The organism is Streptococcus entericus DSM 14446 (genome assembly GCF_000380025.1).
Taxonomy (GTDB): domain Bacteria; phylum Bacillota; class Bacilli; order Lactobacillales; family Streptococcaceae; genus Streptococcus; species Streptococcus entericus.
Genome location: NZ_KB904156.1, coordinates 21496 through 36616 on the forward strand (window position 1 = coordinate 21496; position 15121 = coordinate 36616).

General features: G+C 48.0%; 6 protein-coding genes. 5 read left to right on the plus strand and 1 reads right to left on the minus strand.

The window, feature by feature from the left end; all coding sequences use genetic code 11:
- Nucleotides 1-314 precede the first annotated feature (314 nt).
- The gene (locus tag A3GW_RS11180; protein WP_018367572.1) at nucleotides 315-11141 is read left to right on the plus strand and encodes a beta-N-acetylglucosaminidase domain-containing protein; all 10827 of its coding nucleotides are present in this window, start codon (nucleotides 315-317) and stop codon (nucleotides 11139-11141) included.
- Between the two features lie 97 nt (nucleotides 11142-11238).
- Here the strand turns inward: A3GW_RS11180 and A3GW_RS0101605 are convergent, their stop codons facing one another.
- Nucleotides 11239-12099 carry a glycoside hydrolase family 25 protein gene (locus A3GW_RS0101605; protein WP_026216539.1) on the minus strand — a complete coding sequence of 287 codons (861 nt, stop codon included), beginning with the start codon at nucleotides 12097-12099 and terminating at the stop codon, nucleotides 11239-11241.
- A gap of 292 nt (nucleotides 12100-12391) precedes the next feature.
- Here A3GW_RS0101605 and tmk point away from each other — a divergent pair, with 292 nt between their 5' ends.
- Genes tmk through rsmI form a run of 4 tightly spaced genes read left to right on the plus strand, consistent with a single transcriptional unit; the run spans nucleotide 12392 to nucleotide 15112 of the window.
- Nucleotides 12392-13024: a dTMP kinase gene (tmk, locus tag A3GW_RS0101610; RefSeq protein ID WP_018367574.1), complete on the plus strand. Its 633-nt coding sequence runs from the start codon at nucleotides 12392-12394 to the stop codon at nucleotides 13022-13024.
- Nucleotides 13021-13920, plus strand: a complete 900-nt coding sequence (locus A3GW_RS0101615) for a DNA polymerase III subunit delta' (RefSeq protein ID WP_018367575.1) — start codon at nucleotides 13021-13023, stop codon at nucleotides 13918-13920. The genes tmk and A3GW_RS0101615 overlap by 4 nt, the downstream gene beginning before the upstream one ends.
- A complete protein-coding gene (locus tag A3GW_RS0101620; protein ID WP_018367576.1) occupies nucleotides 13917-14246 on the plus strand; it encodes an initiation control protein YabA in 330 nt (109 codons plus the stop codon). Before A3GW_RS0101615 ends, A3GW_RS0101620 begins: the two co-directional genes overlap by 4 nt.
- Nucleotides 14243-15112, plus strand: coding sequence for a 16S rRNA (cytidine(1402)-2'-O)-methyltransferase (gene rsmI, locus A3GW_RS0101625; RefSeq protein ID WP_018367577.1), 870 nt, complete (start codon nucleotides 14243-14245; stop codon nucleotides 15110-15112). Before A3GW_RS0101620 ends, rsmI begins: the two co-directional genes overlap by 4 nt.
- Nucleotides 15113-15121 lie beyond the last annotated feature (9 nt).

The following is a 15121-nucleotide window of genomic DNA, read 5'->3' on the forward strand; positions in this document are numbered from 1 at the left end:
GGGAATACTCTGATTTACAAGAAAAGTAAGGCAAAGACCAAGAATCCATCTGGAATCTTGGTCTTTTTAGCTGTTATCATTATAGACGTGGATAAGTTTAGAGCGGATTGAAAAGATAAGGATTGATTGTTGAGAGTGTTAGCTAGGGGCATTTACAAGAAAACATCCTAATTTTATCATGATAAGATTTTATTATTTTTTGTGTAAACGCTTGATTTTAAAATTAGTTTCTGTTAATATTGTATTTGTAAACGTTTGCGACTTACGTCGTGTTTTTAGGCAAATTATTTTATCAAAGGAGGTTGCTATCACGTATGAAACGAGATAGAAAAGATTATCTGAATCGGCTTTATCATTATTCCATCCGCAAGACGAGCCTGGGTGTTGGCTCTGTTGTGGTTGGTCTATTTTTGTCTGGGGTGTTGCCACAAGAAACAGTTTTAGCGGAAACACCAGCTTCACCAGTCGCTGGTCAGACGGATAAGCAAGAGGACGAACAATCTGTAGTAAATGAAGAGTCCGTTAAACCGCTTGTCGAGGAAGGTAAACCGTCCGAAGTAGCAGAACAAGGCTTGTCGAGCTTGTCAGATGCAGAAAAAGTGGCTGAAGCACCTACTGACAAAGCACCTGCTGAGGACTTGTCTCGTGCTACAGTTTCCTCAAGCCCTGCTGTTGCTAATGTGGCCACTCGCTCTGCTGAACCATCTAGCGACAAGCCATCCGAAACGATTACGCAAACAGAATCACCTGAGGAATGGCATAAGGTTAATCATTACAACGACACGGATAAAGTGGTGAATTTTGATAAGGATTGGAAATTCAATCTGGGAGATAGTGCAGCAGCTTCTAGCAAGAGCTTTGACGATTCGAGCTGGAAAAAGCTAGATTTGCCACATGACTTTAGCTTAATCCAGGACTACACCCCATCTGGGGAGGCTGAAAGTGGTTATAAACCTGGCGGTATCGGCTGGTACCGCAAGTCCTTTACCATTGGAGAAGAGGCGGCTAAGGGTCGTGTTAACCTGCAATTTGACGGGGCTTACATGGAGACGGAAGTTTTCATCAACGGCACGTCACTAGGAACGCACACTTACGGCTATAGCCCATTTAGTTTTGATTTGACGGAACATTTGAAAAAAGATGAGGAAAATGTTCTGGCAGTCAAAGTGACCAACCCAATTCCAAGTTCTCGTTGGTATTCAGGTTCAGGGATTTATCGGTCTGTTCATTTAGAATTTGCTCCGTCAGTTCACTTAGCGGAGTATGGGGTAGTTGTGACCACGCCAGACTTGAAAGACACTCACAACTTGGACAGTGGTAGCCGTATTAATATCAGTACGACTGTTGTTAACCAGGGTGAGGATGCGGCACAGGTGACCGTTCGAAGCACCCTCTTTGAACGCGACAGCAATGGTGGTCGAGGTCGTCAAGTGGCCGTTTCCACAGATGTTCCTGCCAAGTCTGTTACTGCTGGTAGCAGCTCTGCTATCGACACCAGCCTAACCATCGTCAAGCCTAAACTCTGGTCGGTGGACAATCCTCATCTCTATGTGCTTCGGACGGAGGTGCTAAAGGACGGTCAGGTGATTCAGTCGAGGGAGCAAGAGACAGGTTTCCGTTATACCGCTTTTGATAAGGATACGGGCTTCAAACTCAATGGGCAAAACCTGAAATTGCAAGGGGTATCCATGCACCATGACCAGGGTGGTCTAGGGGCGCGTGCTTATTACGATGCCATCGAACGCCAGTTCACTATTCTCAAGGATATGGGCGTTAATGCGGTTCGTGTGACCCACAACCCTGCTTCTCGTGCCATGAAAGACATCGCGAACCGCAAGGGTATGCTCTTGATTGATGAGGCGTTTGACACTTGGGAACATGCCAAAAACGGGAACACCAATGACTATGCCCGTTACTTTAACCGTGTGATTGGTGACAGCGTGCGTGACCTCAACGGGGCTCGTGCAGACCAGACTTGGGCGGAGTACCACATCAAACAGATGGTTAAGAGCGGGATTAACGACCCATCCATCATCATGTGGTCAACGGGTAACGAGGTCATGGAGGGTTTTTCTGCCAATACCTCTAATTATCCACAGGTGATTGCACGACTGAGCGACTGGGTTGCTGAGATTGACCCAACTCGTCCTGCTACCTTTGGCGATAACATGCTAAAAAATCGTCATCAGAATGCTATTGGCATGGCCAATGTTTTAACTGAAAAGAAAGGCATTGTCGGCTATAACTATGCTAACGGTGCTCAGTATGACCAAGGTCATCGTGACCATCCTGACTGGATTATTTATGGGTCAGAGACAGCTTCGGCTGTCAACAGCCGTGGGGTCTATAATGTTAAAGGCAACACCCAGCGTCAGGACCGGCAACTAACCTCTTATGATCAAAGCAAAGTTAACTGGGGGCATGTCGCCAGTGAGGCCTGGTATGATGTCCTCACACGTGATTTTGTGGCAGGTGAGTTTGTTTGGACAGGGTTTGACTATCTGGGTGAGCCAACCCCTTGGAACAAGACTAACCCAGGTGCTCAAGGCACATGGGGCTCGCCAAAGAGTTCCTACTTTGGTATCGTTGATACAGCCGGTCTTCCGAAAGACTCCTATTATTTCTACCGTAGCCAGTGGCAAAAAGGGGACACGACTTTGCATGTCTTGCCGGCTTGGGAGGAGTCAGTTGTCGCTAAGGACAATCAGAATCGTGTTGAAGTGGTTGTCTATTCCAACGCTGCTAAAGTGAAGTTAGTTCACATCAGTCCTGAGGGCGTAGAGCGTGTTATTGGGACAAAAGCATTTAGTAAAGAAACAACATCTGCGGGTCATACCTACCAGGTTTATAAGGGATCAGATAAGCAGCAGGTTGAGCATAAAAACCTCTACCTAACTTGGCATGTGCCATATGAAGCAGGAACGATTAAAGCGATCGCGCTAGATGAGCAGGATCGTGTGATTGAGCAAACAGTAGGAACCAGTCAGGTTAGCACTTTTGGAGCGGCCCACAAGCTACAAGCAACAGTGACCCACAAGAAAGATACTGTTGATGATCACAATCTGGCCTATGTGACCATTGATGTGCAAGATGCCAAGGGCAATCTGGTTGTTAATGCAAGCAATCGCATCAAAGTGACAGTGACGGGTGAGGCAGAGCTAGTCGCTATGGATAACGGTAATCCTGTTGATCACCAGTCCTACCAAGATGATAACCGTCAAGCCTTCGGTGGTAAAGTTGTTGCTATCCTCAAAATGACAGGTAAGGCAGGTCAGGTACAGGTCACTGCAACAGCTGACGGGTTAGCCTCAAGCACCCAGACCTTTGAGGTGGCTGCTAAACGCCAGTCGCAAGCAGATAAGGTCGACAGTTACAAGCTCACAAAAACCATCTACATCAAAAAAGGCGCGGAGCTTAAGCTGCCAGAGAAAACCACTGTCCGCTACGAAGACGGTCGAGAAGTTGAGAAAGATCTTCATTTTGACCGCTCGGCTATTGCACCAAAACTCGCCGCAGGCGAAACCTTTACTGCAACAGGTCGTATCAACGATTTGGGAACAAGGGCAGAGCTTGTTGTTGCGGTTATCGACCAAGTCGCAGCCATCAAGAACATCAGTACTGCTACTGAGGTAGGGGCACGTCCTAAACTACCGGAAACTGCGCAAGCCTATTTGGCAGATGGTAGCCTCTTGTCAGCGACTTTCCCAGTTTCTTGGCAAATGCCAGAGGAAGCGCAGTTTGCGCAGACTGGCACAGTCATGATTAACGGTACCGCAGATGTGCTCGGGCAAAAATTGCCGATCACTGCCAGTGTTCGTGTCGGAGAAAAAACGCTTACCATTGACCAAAACGTTGCACCTAGTGCACGTACCTTGACCCAAAACATTGTGGGGTCAGACACTCTAACAGCCATCAACGATGGCAACCTCAATGTGTCAGCCAACAACCAAGGCGGCCCTAACCCGACGATTTGGTCAAACTGGCAAGCTGCTCAAAACGGTCAAAAGACTGCAACCTTGAGTTTCACTTATGACACGGCTCAAACCATCGCAGAAGTCGTGGCCTATTACCATAGAGACCGCCTATCACTGCGCACGCCAAAATCAGCGACCTTCGCATGGAACCGTGGTTCTGGTGCAGAAGATGAAACGATTGCCATCGCTAGTCAGACCGCTGAAGCTGTCGCAGGCACTAGCTTGACCAAGGTGACTTATCGTCTCGCGCAGCCAGTCTCTGCTGTTGAGTTCAAGATGACTGTCGAAAACTCAGATGAAGCCATGCCAAGCGCGCAGAAATCGTCTGTCGGCATCGCAGAAGTTCAGCTGATGACCGCCTTAGAGAGCTTTAACCAGCACAGTGAAGCAGGACTGACCGACATTCGTGTGGGTGACCGTCGTTACACTGGCAATCAAATCAGCACAAGCATGCGAGTACCTGCAACAGGTGCAGTCACTGCAACGAACAACAACCGCAATGTCGGCATCACCATTTTGCCTGAACAAGATGGTGTGGTGAAGATCTTTACCGAGTCAGAAGATAAGACGCGCTCAGCTGTTTATAGCATTCAGCTGGTGCCTGAAAACCCGCGGACACCTGACGATAAGCGCTATGTGCCTCGTAGTGAGGTCACTCTGACAGCTGGATCTGTTGAAAACCAGCCATCTGAGGCCGTAACAAATGCTAATGATTTTAACTTTAACACGCATTGGCATTCAGCATGGGCAGGAACGACTATCGATAACCTTTGGGTAACGCTTGATACTGGTCGCTTACGCCAATTAGACGGTCTTGCGTATATGCAACGTCAGGACAGCTCTAATAATGGTAAAGTAGACGGTTATGAAGTTTATATCAGTTCAGATAATCAAAACTGGAGTCGTGTTGCAGTAGGAAGGTTTGCCAACACTAATGACTGGCAGGAAGCTAGCTTCACACCAACTCAAGGGCGCTATTTGAAGCTAAAAGCGACAAGCACACTAGGTGATCGTCCAAATGTTTTCATGTCAGCAAGTGAGTTGCGTGCTCGCGAAGTAGTAGATCCTACAGCCAAGATTGCCTTGGCAGATAGTCATGTGACCTTGCCTAGTCAGCCGCTCACCCATACTGGACAAGCCTTGACACCTAAACCGATAGTAACAGTGGCTGGTCAAGTCTTGGTGGAAAATACCGACTATACTCTGGCATATGCTGACAATATCGGTCAGGCTGATCGCCCAACGCAGGGTACCGTAACTGTCACTGGTCTCGGGCGCTATGAGGGTATCGTGACCAAGTCCTTCACCATCTTGCCAAGTCAAGTGACTGAGGTGGTGACCGATGGCACAGAAGAATTGCCAGATAGCTGGACAGCACCAACTGCTGTCGATGCAACAGAAGCACTGACAGACCCTGCTTACTTGAGCAAGACCTATACGGTCTTCCCAACACCGCAACAGGTGACTTATGGTGATGGCTTAGTGCGTCTGGATGGCACCGTTAATCTGGTCATTGGCAGTGGTGTTGATATCTACACCCGCAACCGTCTCAAAGAGACCCTGCAAGCCAATAACATCTCTTACAGCACCAGCCAAGCAGCGGTGGATAGTGCCACCAACATCTTCTTGGGCATTCATGGTCAAGACACCTTAGCTAGTCAACACCAGGCGACAGCAGGCATTGCGACCGATCTTTACGGCAAGATTGACGCCCACAGTCTGGTGATTAAGGGTAATAGTATCTCCGTTGTTGGTAAGGACACAGATGCTGTCTTCTACGGTTTGACGACACTCAAGCACATGCTCAAAGATAGTGAGAAGCCTGTTCTGCGCCATGTGACAGTTCAGGATTATGCAGACATTAAGAACCGTGGCTTCATCGAGGGTTATTATGGTAATCCATGGTCAAATGCTGACCGTGCCGAACTGATGCGCTACGGTGGCGACCTCAAGATGACCCAGTACTTCTTTGCACCTAAGGACGACCCTTACCACAACAGCCGTTGGCGTGAGCTCTATCCAGCAGAGAAATTGGAAGAAATTCGCGAATTGGCTAAGGCTGGTAACCAAAGCAAGACCCGCTATGTTTGGACCCTTCACCCATTCATGCACCGTGCGGTTCGCTTTGACAGCAACTATCAGGCTGATTTTGACGTGATCAAAGCCAAGTTCACCCAGCTCTTGGACGTTGGTGTCCGCGAGTTCGGTATTCTGGCGGATGATGCTAGCGCAACCAGTGCGGACAACTACAACCGCCTCATGAATGATTTGACCAACTGGCTGGGTGAGAAGCAAGCCACTTACACTGGTCTTCGTAAGGACATGATTTTTGTTCCTGCGGACTACTGGGGCAATGGGACTTCTGCTGAATTGCGTGGCTTGAATGCTGGTCTGCCAGCCACCAGTGACATGGTATTGACCGGTGGACGGATTTGGGGTGAGGTATCTAGTAATTTCCTCAACACCCTCAAGACCAACCTGTCTGCTAACGGTGGCACCTACCGCCCAATCCAGCTCTGGATTAACTGGCCATGTACGGATAATTCTAAGCAACACTTGATTTTGGGTGGTGGTGAGAAATTCCTGCACCCATCTGTTGAACCTAGTCTAATTGCTGGCATCATGCTCAACCCAATGCAACAGTCAGAGCCGTCTAAGATTGCCCTCTTCAGCGCAGCTGAGTACACTTGGAAGGTCTGGAAATCTGAGGCTGAGGCTCAGCGGGTTAATGACATTGCCTTTAACTTTGCTGAAACTGGCACCTTCAAAGACAGTGAGGCTTCTCGTGCCTTCCGCGAACTTGGTAAGCATATGATCAACCAAAACATGGACAGTCGTGTGGTCAAATTGGAAGAATCCATTGAATTGGCGCCGAAATTGGCTAACTTCATTACCCAGCTTAAAGCTGGTCAGGATTTGACAGCCAGCCGAGACGAATTGCGTCAGGAATTTGCCAAGTTGAAAGCTGCCGCTGAGACCTACAAGGCATCTGGTCATGAGCGGATGAAAGACCAAATCAGTCATTGGTTGGATAACACCATTGATCAGATGACTGCTCTGGATAGCCTGCTGACTGCTACCGAGCACCTGAATGGTGACAAAGCGATCTTGTGGGATAATTACAAGGCAGGTCTGGATCGCTACAATCAGTCTAAGACCCATACGTTCTGGTATGTGAACCACTATGAGGCAGCTGAGCTGGGTGTCCAACACATCCGTCCATTTATCCTCAATCTCCTTGAACATGTGGCAGGTCAGATTGAACAGGCCTTGGACCCTAGTGTCATTCAGACCAGCCTCATCACCAACCGTCACCTCGCTCAAGGTGATTTGAGCAAGTTGACAGACGGTGACTTGACCACTCAAGTGCTCAGTCAGAGTCCAAACAGCATTGCTGTTGGTGATTATGTTGGATTAGCCTTCAATCGTCCGATTGAGCTGACCAGTCTTGGCTTTGCTATGGGGGCAACCAGCAATCCACGAGATACCTTTGCGGCAGCTGATGTTCAATACCTCAACGAGCAAGATGCCTGGGTGAAACTGGATAGCCCTGCCTATGTTGGCAATGAAAACCAACTGACCTTTACAGATTTGGCGATTAAGGCTAAGGCTGTCCGTATCATTGCAACAGCACCGAAAGAAAACACTTGGCTGGGTGTACGTGAGATTGCTGTCAACCGTCCATTGGAACAAGGGCAACGTAGCAATCAGCTGACAGGTACCATTACCACCAGCAGTAACCTCATTTACAAATACAGCACCAGTCAAGCTCAAGCACTAGACAACAACCCTGCCACAGAAGCCATGTTTGCAAACAGCAACGGTCAGGACAATACCCCTGCTGATAGCTGGGTACAGCTTAATCTCGAACAAGCCACACCGCTATCTAAGGTGATCATTGTCCAAGGCACAGGTGATAAGATTAGTCGGGGTGTCGTGGAATATAGCCCAGACGGTCAAGCTTGGCATAAATTGGCGGATGTTACTGGTGATACGACCATTACCATTCCGACAGCTGTCACTGCCAAGGCCGTTCGGATTAAGAATGCTCAAGCCATGAATAAATGGTGGCGGATTGCCGAGTTCAAACTGGAGAGTAACCAAGGTGTAGCCGATTACACAGAGACCTCTGTTGCTGAACTTGCAGACGCACGAACAGTTCTTGGTCAGGACAGCTATCGCCTGGCTCTGCCGGCTGACGCTACACTGAAACCGTCTGATTATATCGGCTTGAAGTTGGCTAGATTGCATCAGCTGGAAAGTATCGCTCTGACAGGAGCAAGTAATACTCAACTCAGTCTCCTCTATTCACCAAATGGTGTCGAATGGTATCGAGATGACCAGGTTAACAGACAAGATTTGGTCCGATATGTTCGTCTGGTCAACGAAACAAGTAGTAACCAAACAGTCACTGCACAAGCTTTGGTGGTTAAGACCAAGGAAATCTTGCCAGACAGCTTGACGTCAACCACCATGGGCATTCACTCTACCTACGGTTCCTCTGATGTGCGTAACCGCAACAATCTTGCGGAGCTCTTTGATGGCAAACTCAATAATTTTGTAGAGTTTTCTGACTACCCACGTTCAGGTGGCAATATCGTTCTGACCCTAGGTAGTGAGCGTCCGGTACGTAAAATTCGTGCCTATATCCAAGATGGCACTCAGAATTACTTGCGCGACGGTAAGATTCAGATTAGCCCAGATGGTCAAACCTGGACAGATGTCGTGACTATTGGTGACGGTCAGGAAAACCCACGTCGGGATGATTCTCTGACCGATGGTTGGACTCACGATAGCACACAACCAGGTAACCGCTATATCGAGGGTAGTCTGACGACTCCAGTTACTGCCAAGTACTTGCGGGTTCTCTTCACTGCAGATTACACCCACCGCTTTGTTGGCTTTACTGAACTGGTGATTAACGACGGCGAATTTGTCAAGACTGTTAATGACCCAACCGTTGTCACAAGTGGCGCAGAAACTCAAGACTCCTTGGCAACGCATGTTGTTGACGGACGCCTCCTGACCAGCTATCGCACCCAAGGTCAAGCTGGGGAACTCACTTATCACTTGTCTGAAAACACCCATCATAACCATGTGACAATCTTGTCAACACTCGCTGATGGTCAGGTGGTTACCGTTAAGGCTCGCGTGGTTGAGGAAATAGCAGAGCAGCATGACCGTGATGTGGCAAGCAAGTGGATTGTCCTTGGACAGCTGGACAGCAGCTTCAAAACGCTGATTGTCCCAGAAGGTGTCAAACATCTGCTGGACATCAAACTAGAACATGGCGACCAAGCCCTTGAAGTTTATGAATTGGCAACCTACTATCAAGAAATTGATCAGTCCACCCAAGACCCAGCTGATGAAACACCAGAAACAGACAAGGACCAAGGCAACTCAGATTCAGGCAATCCGTCAGGTGATGCAGGTCAAGATTCAGGCACACCAAGTGATTCAACTGATTCAAACCAAACCCCAAGTGGTGATCAGGCTAATGGTGATAGCCAAGACAGCTCAGATTCTGATAGTCCTTCAGGCGATGCTGGTACTGATGAAGGTAGCCACACCGATACCAACGAAGGCAGTTCAGACTCTGGTAATCAGACAGGCGATACAGACCAAGATTCAGGCACACCAGGCGATTCAACTGATTCAAACACAACCCCAGGTGGTGACCAAGATAATGGTGGTAGCCAAGTTGGCTCAGATTCAGATGACCAGTCCGATGATTCAAGCTCCGGGCAAGGTGGGGATACTGGTGCAGACCAAGAAGGTAACACCAACTCAGACCATGATGATTCAGACTCTGGCAATCCGTCAGGCGAAACAGGTCAAAATCCAGGCACACCAGGCGATTCAACTGATTCAAACACAACACCAGGCGATGACCAGAATAATGGTAGCAGCCAAGGCGACAACGCTGGTACCAACGAAGACGGTAGCACCGATACCAACGCAGGCGGCAACACCGGCGCTGATCAAGGTGGTAACACCGATACTGGCGCAGACCAAGAAGGTAACACCAGCTCAGACCTAGGCGATTCAGACTCTGGCAATCAATCAGGCGAAACAGGTCAAAATCCAGGCACATCAGGCGATTCAACTAATTCAAACACAACACCAGGCGATGACCAGAATAATGGTGGCAGCCAAGGCGACAACGCTGGTACCAACGAAGACGGTAGCACCGATACTAACGCAGGTGGTAACACCGGTGCCGATGCAGGTGACAACACAACCAAACCTGACACCACGCAACCATCTCGTCAAATTCAGGATACTGACTCCGGTATCATCGCAGAGGTTCAATCAGCGGATGACAAGGTGGCAGGCTTGAGAGTGGTCTTCCACAAAGAAACCAATAACCCTGAAACCCCAGCCATCCTCAAGGGCACCGACTACGACCTCTTTGACATCGAGCTGGTTGACAAGGATGGTAATGTCATCAAGCCAACTGCTCCGGTTGACGTTTACTTGCCGATTGATGACGGCAAAGTCGTCGCTCAAGTGGTTTACCTACCAAATAGTGACCAGAGCCAAAGCCTGTCATTCACAACAGTGACTCGTGATGGCAAGCGCTATGCCAAATTCACCGCAGAGCACTTCAGTGAGTATGGTATTGTTTATGAGCCACAATCAACACCGGTTCCAGATCCAGAACCAACACCGATTCCAGAACCGACACCAAATCCGGATCCAGCACCAACGCCAAATCCAGACCATGTTCCGACTCCAGGAATCCCTGGTCAAGGTGGGGACACACCAAATCCTGGTAACCCAGGCATTGACCAAGGTGGCAACACACCAGACACCACTGGTAATACACCAAATAAACCTGTGGACAAGGCTAAGTTGGCGACCGATTTGCTTAAAGCAATTGATGCATCTAACTTGACTGACGAGCAAAAAGGCGAATTGGCTGTCAAGGTAGCATTCGCAGAAACCGCAGCTGAACTCGAAGCCATCAAGGCAGAAGTTGCTAAGCTTATTAAAGCGACAAGGCGTTCAGCTACAGCTCCTGCAGCTTCAGCACCAGCCTCAGTGATAGCAGGTAAGAAGGGACTCCCTGCAACAGGAGATGCCCACACAGCTCTAGCCGCTGTCGGCGCAACAGCCCTCCTATCAGCCTTAGGCTTGGCTGGACTAAGAAGACGAGCTAGATAAGCTAATAAAAACTAGATTGGCCATGAGCCAGTCTAGTTTTTTGGTTGCTAATAAAAAACCTAAATCAATGACTTGATTCAGGAGTTTTACAGGTTATTTAATTGGTTGACGGCAATGAGCCGAATAATTTTTTAAAAATAGCTAGTTTGTTCTCTTGGGTAGGGGCAATTTGATTCATATCGACATCATGATTGAAACCAGCAATCCAACCTCGGTCGGTATACTGGTGGAGATGGTAATCAATATCCGTTTGCGGGGCAGCGTCGTAATAACCGGTATTGCTGCCGTATGTTGGAATCCAGATAGCGTCAAATCCGTCAATTGAAATCTGTTGCTCAGTCATAAAATAAGTACCGATATAGAGTCCAACGTTTTCAGCACCAAGTTTTTTAAGTTCATCGCGAAATGCTTTGACCCCTTGATCCATGTTTGACATGGTTTCTTCCTCTATATCAACCCAATAAAATGTTGGTTTATAAGGCGAAGCGGCTTTGTAAAATTCGCGAGCTTCCTCACGCATCTCCTTTTCGCTAGTACCTAGAGCGTAGGCATAGACAGCCACAGGGATACCACGTTTTTGAAACTCAGTGATATGGGTTTTGTAAGATTTATCAATACCTGTGGTGTGTGATGCGTTGTTGTTTTTGGTAATTTTTGACCCGCCATAAACGCGGACGATAACACCAGAAACATGCTGTGAAACGGTATCGTAATCCATATCAGAGGGTAGTTGCCAGCCGGAAACATCAATAATGGGTTTTAATTCAACGATGTCTTCTTCAGCAGATGATGAAGGAGCAGGATTGATAGAAGGTAGGCTAGCGGTTGGAATGGTTTGGCTAGCTTGTTGAAGCACCTGTTTATCCAGCTGTCTTTCTTTGAGGTAGGCAACTCCCATCACTAGGGTAATCAGGCTAAAAAAGATTAGCACAACGATGGGTTTTAATTTTCTTCTCATTTAAAGCAAATTATAACATAGTTTCATTGAAAAATCAAAATATCTCGCTTTTTTGCGCTACCGTGACCAATCCATAGCGAAATAGCTATTTTAAGAACATGATTTTGACATTTTTCTTGCTAATAAGTACAAAGCGGATACTCTCGGTTTAGATTTGGGCGATGCTGTACTGTGAGACGCTCGCAAAGAAAGGTTAAAGCAGTGACAATACCTGCTGTCCTCTTCTCGTATACTTAGGCTATATTTTCTAACTAAAAAATGATAAAATAAAACTATAGAAAAGAGGATAGTCATGACAAGAGGGTTGTTGATTAGTTTTGAAGGACCAGATGGCGCAGGGAAAACCAGCGTTCTGAACGCACTAGTGCCGCGGTTGGTAGATTTGTGTCCAGATGGTCTCACCGTCACACGCGAACCTGGAGGCGTAGCGATTTCAGAGAAAATTCGAGAGTTAATTCTGGATGTTGAGCATACAGCTATGGATGACAAGACTGAGTTATTGCTTTATATCGCTGCTAGGCGACAGCATCTGGTGGAGAAGGTTCTGCCCGCTCTAGATAAGGGGGAGCTGGTATTGATGGATCGATTTATCGATAGTTCAGTCGCTTATCAAGGCTATGGGAGAGGACTCGGAGTTGACGCTGTGAGGTGGTTAAACAACTTTGCGACAGATGGTCTAGTACCTGATTTGACCCTCTATTTTGATGTGCCTTCTGAGCTTGGTCTGGCACGTATCGAACAAAATAGTGACCGAGAAGTTAATCGCCTTGACTTGGAGCGATTAGACATGCACCAGCGGGTTCGTGCGGGCTACCAGACCATAGCAGAGCAAGAAAAGCGCATCGTAACCATTGATGCTAGTCAACCCTTGCCAGAAGTCATTGAAGAGACTTATCGGCACATTAAGGAGCTCTTAGAGAGATGAGAGAGGTCTTAACAGAACTGCAACCTAACTTACTAGCCTCGTTTGACGGGCTCTTAGCAAGGGGTAGACTGAGCCATGCCTATTTATTCTCAGGAGAATTTGGGAGTTTTGAGCTGGCCCTTTATCTGGCACAGAGTCGTTTTTGTGAGGACTTATCTGCTAAAAACTTGCCCTGTGGGAAATGCCGTTCCTGTCGCTTGATTGCCTCAGGCGAATTTACGGACGTGACGGTGGTTGAACCGATGGGACAGCTGATTAAAACGGAACAAATCCGTGAGCTGGCAAGAGATTTTGCACAATCAGGTTACGAAGGTGACTGCCAAGTCTTCATCATCAAGGATGCTGATAAGATGCACACCAACGCTGCCAACAGTCTCCTCAAACAGATTGAAGAACCAACCAGCAACTACTATATTTTTCTGTTGACGAGTGATGAAGAAAAGGTTTTACCAACGATAAAAAGTCGCTGTCAACTGTTTCGTTGCCCGACAGACAGAGCTTATCTGTTGCGGCAGTTTGAGGCGACTGGTCTGTTAAAAAGCCAAGCAAGCCTTTTAGCGGAGCTAACCAACTCACCGCATCAACTCGCAGACTTAGCAGCAAATAAACGCCTGCTGGATTTGATAGGGCTTTGCCAACGCTTGATAGACCAGCTGTTAGCAGGCAAAGAAGAGGCTTACTTGCAGGTCAGTCGCTTGGTTAATAAGGCGAGTGATAAGACCGAACAGGATTGGTGCTTTCGGTTACTGACCAGCCAAGCCGCTCAGTCCGAACAAGCCAACAAAGGAGCGGCGATTGTGGAGAAACTCTACCAAGTCAGGCGGATGTGGCAGGCCAATGTCAGTTTCCAAAACGCCTTGGACTATCTGGTGTTGACGTTAGAGGAGGAAGAATGACAAACAAGGAACTTTTGCAGGCTTTTGATGGCTTTTCAGAAGAACTGCTGACAGTTTTAGGGACTAGCGAGCGCCTAAAAAAACAGGTCCAGACCGTATTGGAGGAGAATGCCCGATTGCGTCTGGAAAATCGGCAGTTGCAGGAGTTGCTCGCTCAGCGACAAGCACCAGTTGTTGAGAAAAACACCCATAACACAGGCAAGGAGCATCTGGAGCAACTCTACAATGAAGGTTTCCATGTCTGCAATGACTTTTATGGACAAAGCCGTGGAAGTAGAGAAGATTGCTTGATTTGTATGGAATTATTGTACAGGGATGATCGATGAGAATACAGCGAAGTTTTAAGGATAATAGCGGAGCAGGCACCTTGTATTTGGTGCCGACCCCGATCGGCAATCTGGAGGACATGACCTTTCGGGCGGTCGAGGTGCTTAAGAATGTTGATTTGATTGCGGCAGAGGACACGCGAAATACAGGTCTCTTGCTCAAGCACTTTGGCATTACAACGCGTCAGACCAGTTTTCATGAGCACAATGCTGTAGAGAAGGTTCCTGTTCTGATTGACCTCTTGGTGTCAGGTCAATCCCTTGCTCAGGTATCAGATGCAGGGATGCCCAGCATTTCAGATCCAGGGCATGATTTGGTGCAGGCAGCACTGGCACAGGAGGTACCAGTTGTTGCTTTACCAGGCGCGAGTGCGGGCTTGACAGCCCTAATCGCCAGTGGACTGATGCCACAACCGCATGTGTTTTATGGGTTTTTACCGAGAAAATCAGGCCAGCAGCTTGCTTTTTTCGAGGAAAAGAAACATTATCCAGAGACCCAGATTTTTTACGAGTCTCCTCACCGTTTAGTCGCTACCTTGACTAATTTGCTGTCGGTTTACGGTGACCGGCAGGTGGTGGTGGTGCGTGAACTGACCAAACTTTATGAGGAGTACCAGCGGGGCACGGTGTCTGAAGCGATCGCTTATCTGACAGAACATCCAGCCAAGGGGGAGTGCCTGATACTGGTCGCTGGCTACGAGGAAAGCCAGCATGAGCCCGATGAGTTGACAGATCAGACCATTATAGACTTGGTTGCGCAATCTATTGCCCAAGGTCAGAAACCCAATGCTGCCATCAAGGATGTGGCCAAGCGGCACAAGCTCAATCGGCAGGCTGTTTATAAACTCTACCACGCTACTAACTAAAACGAGGTT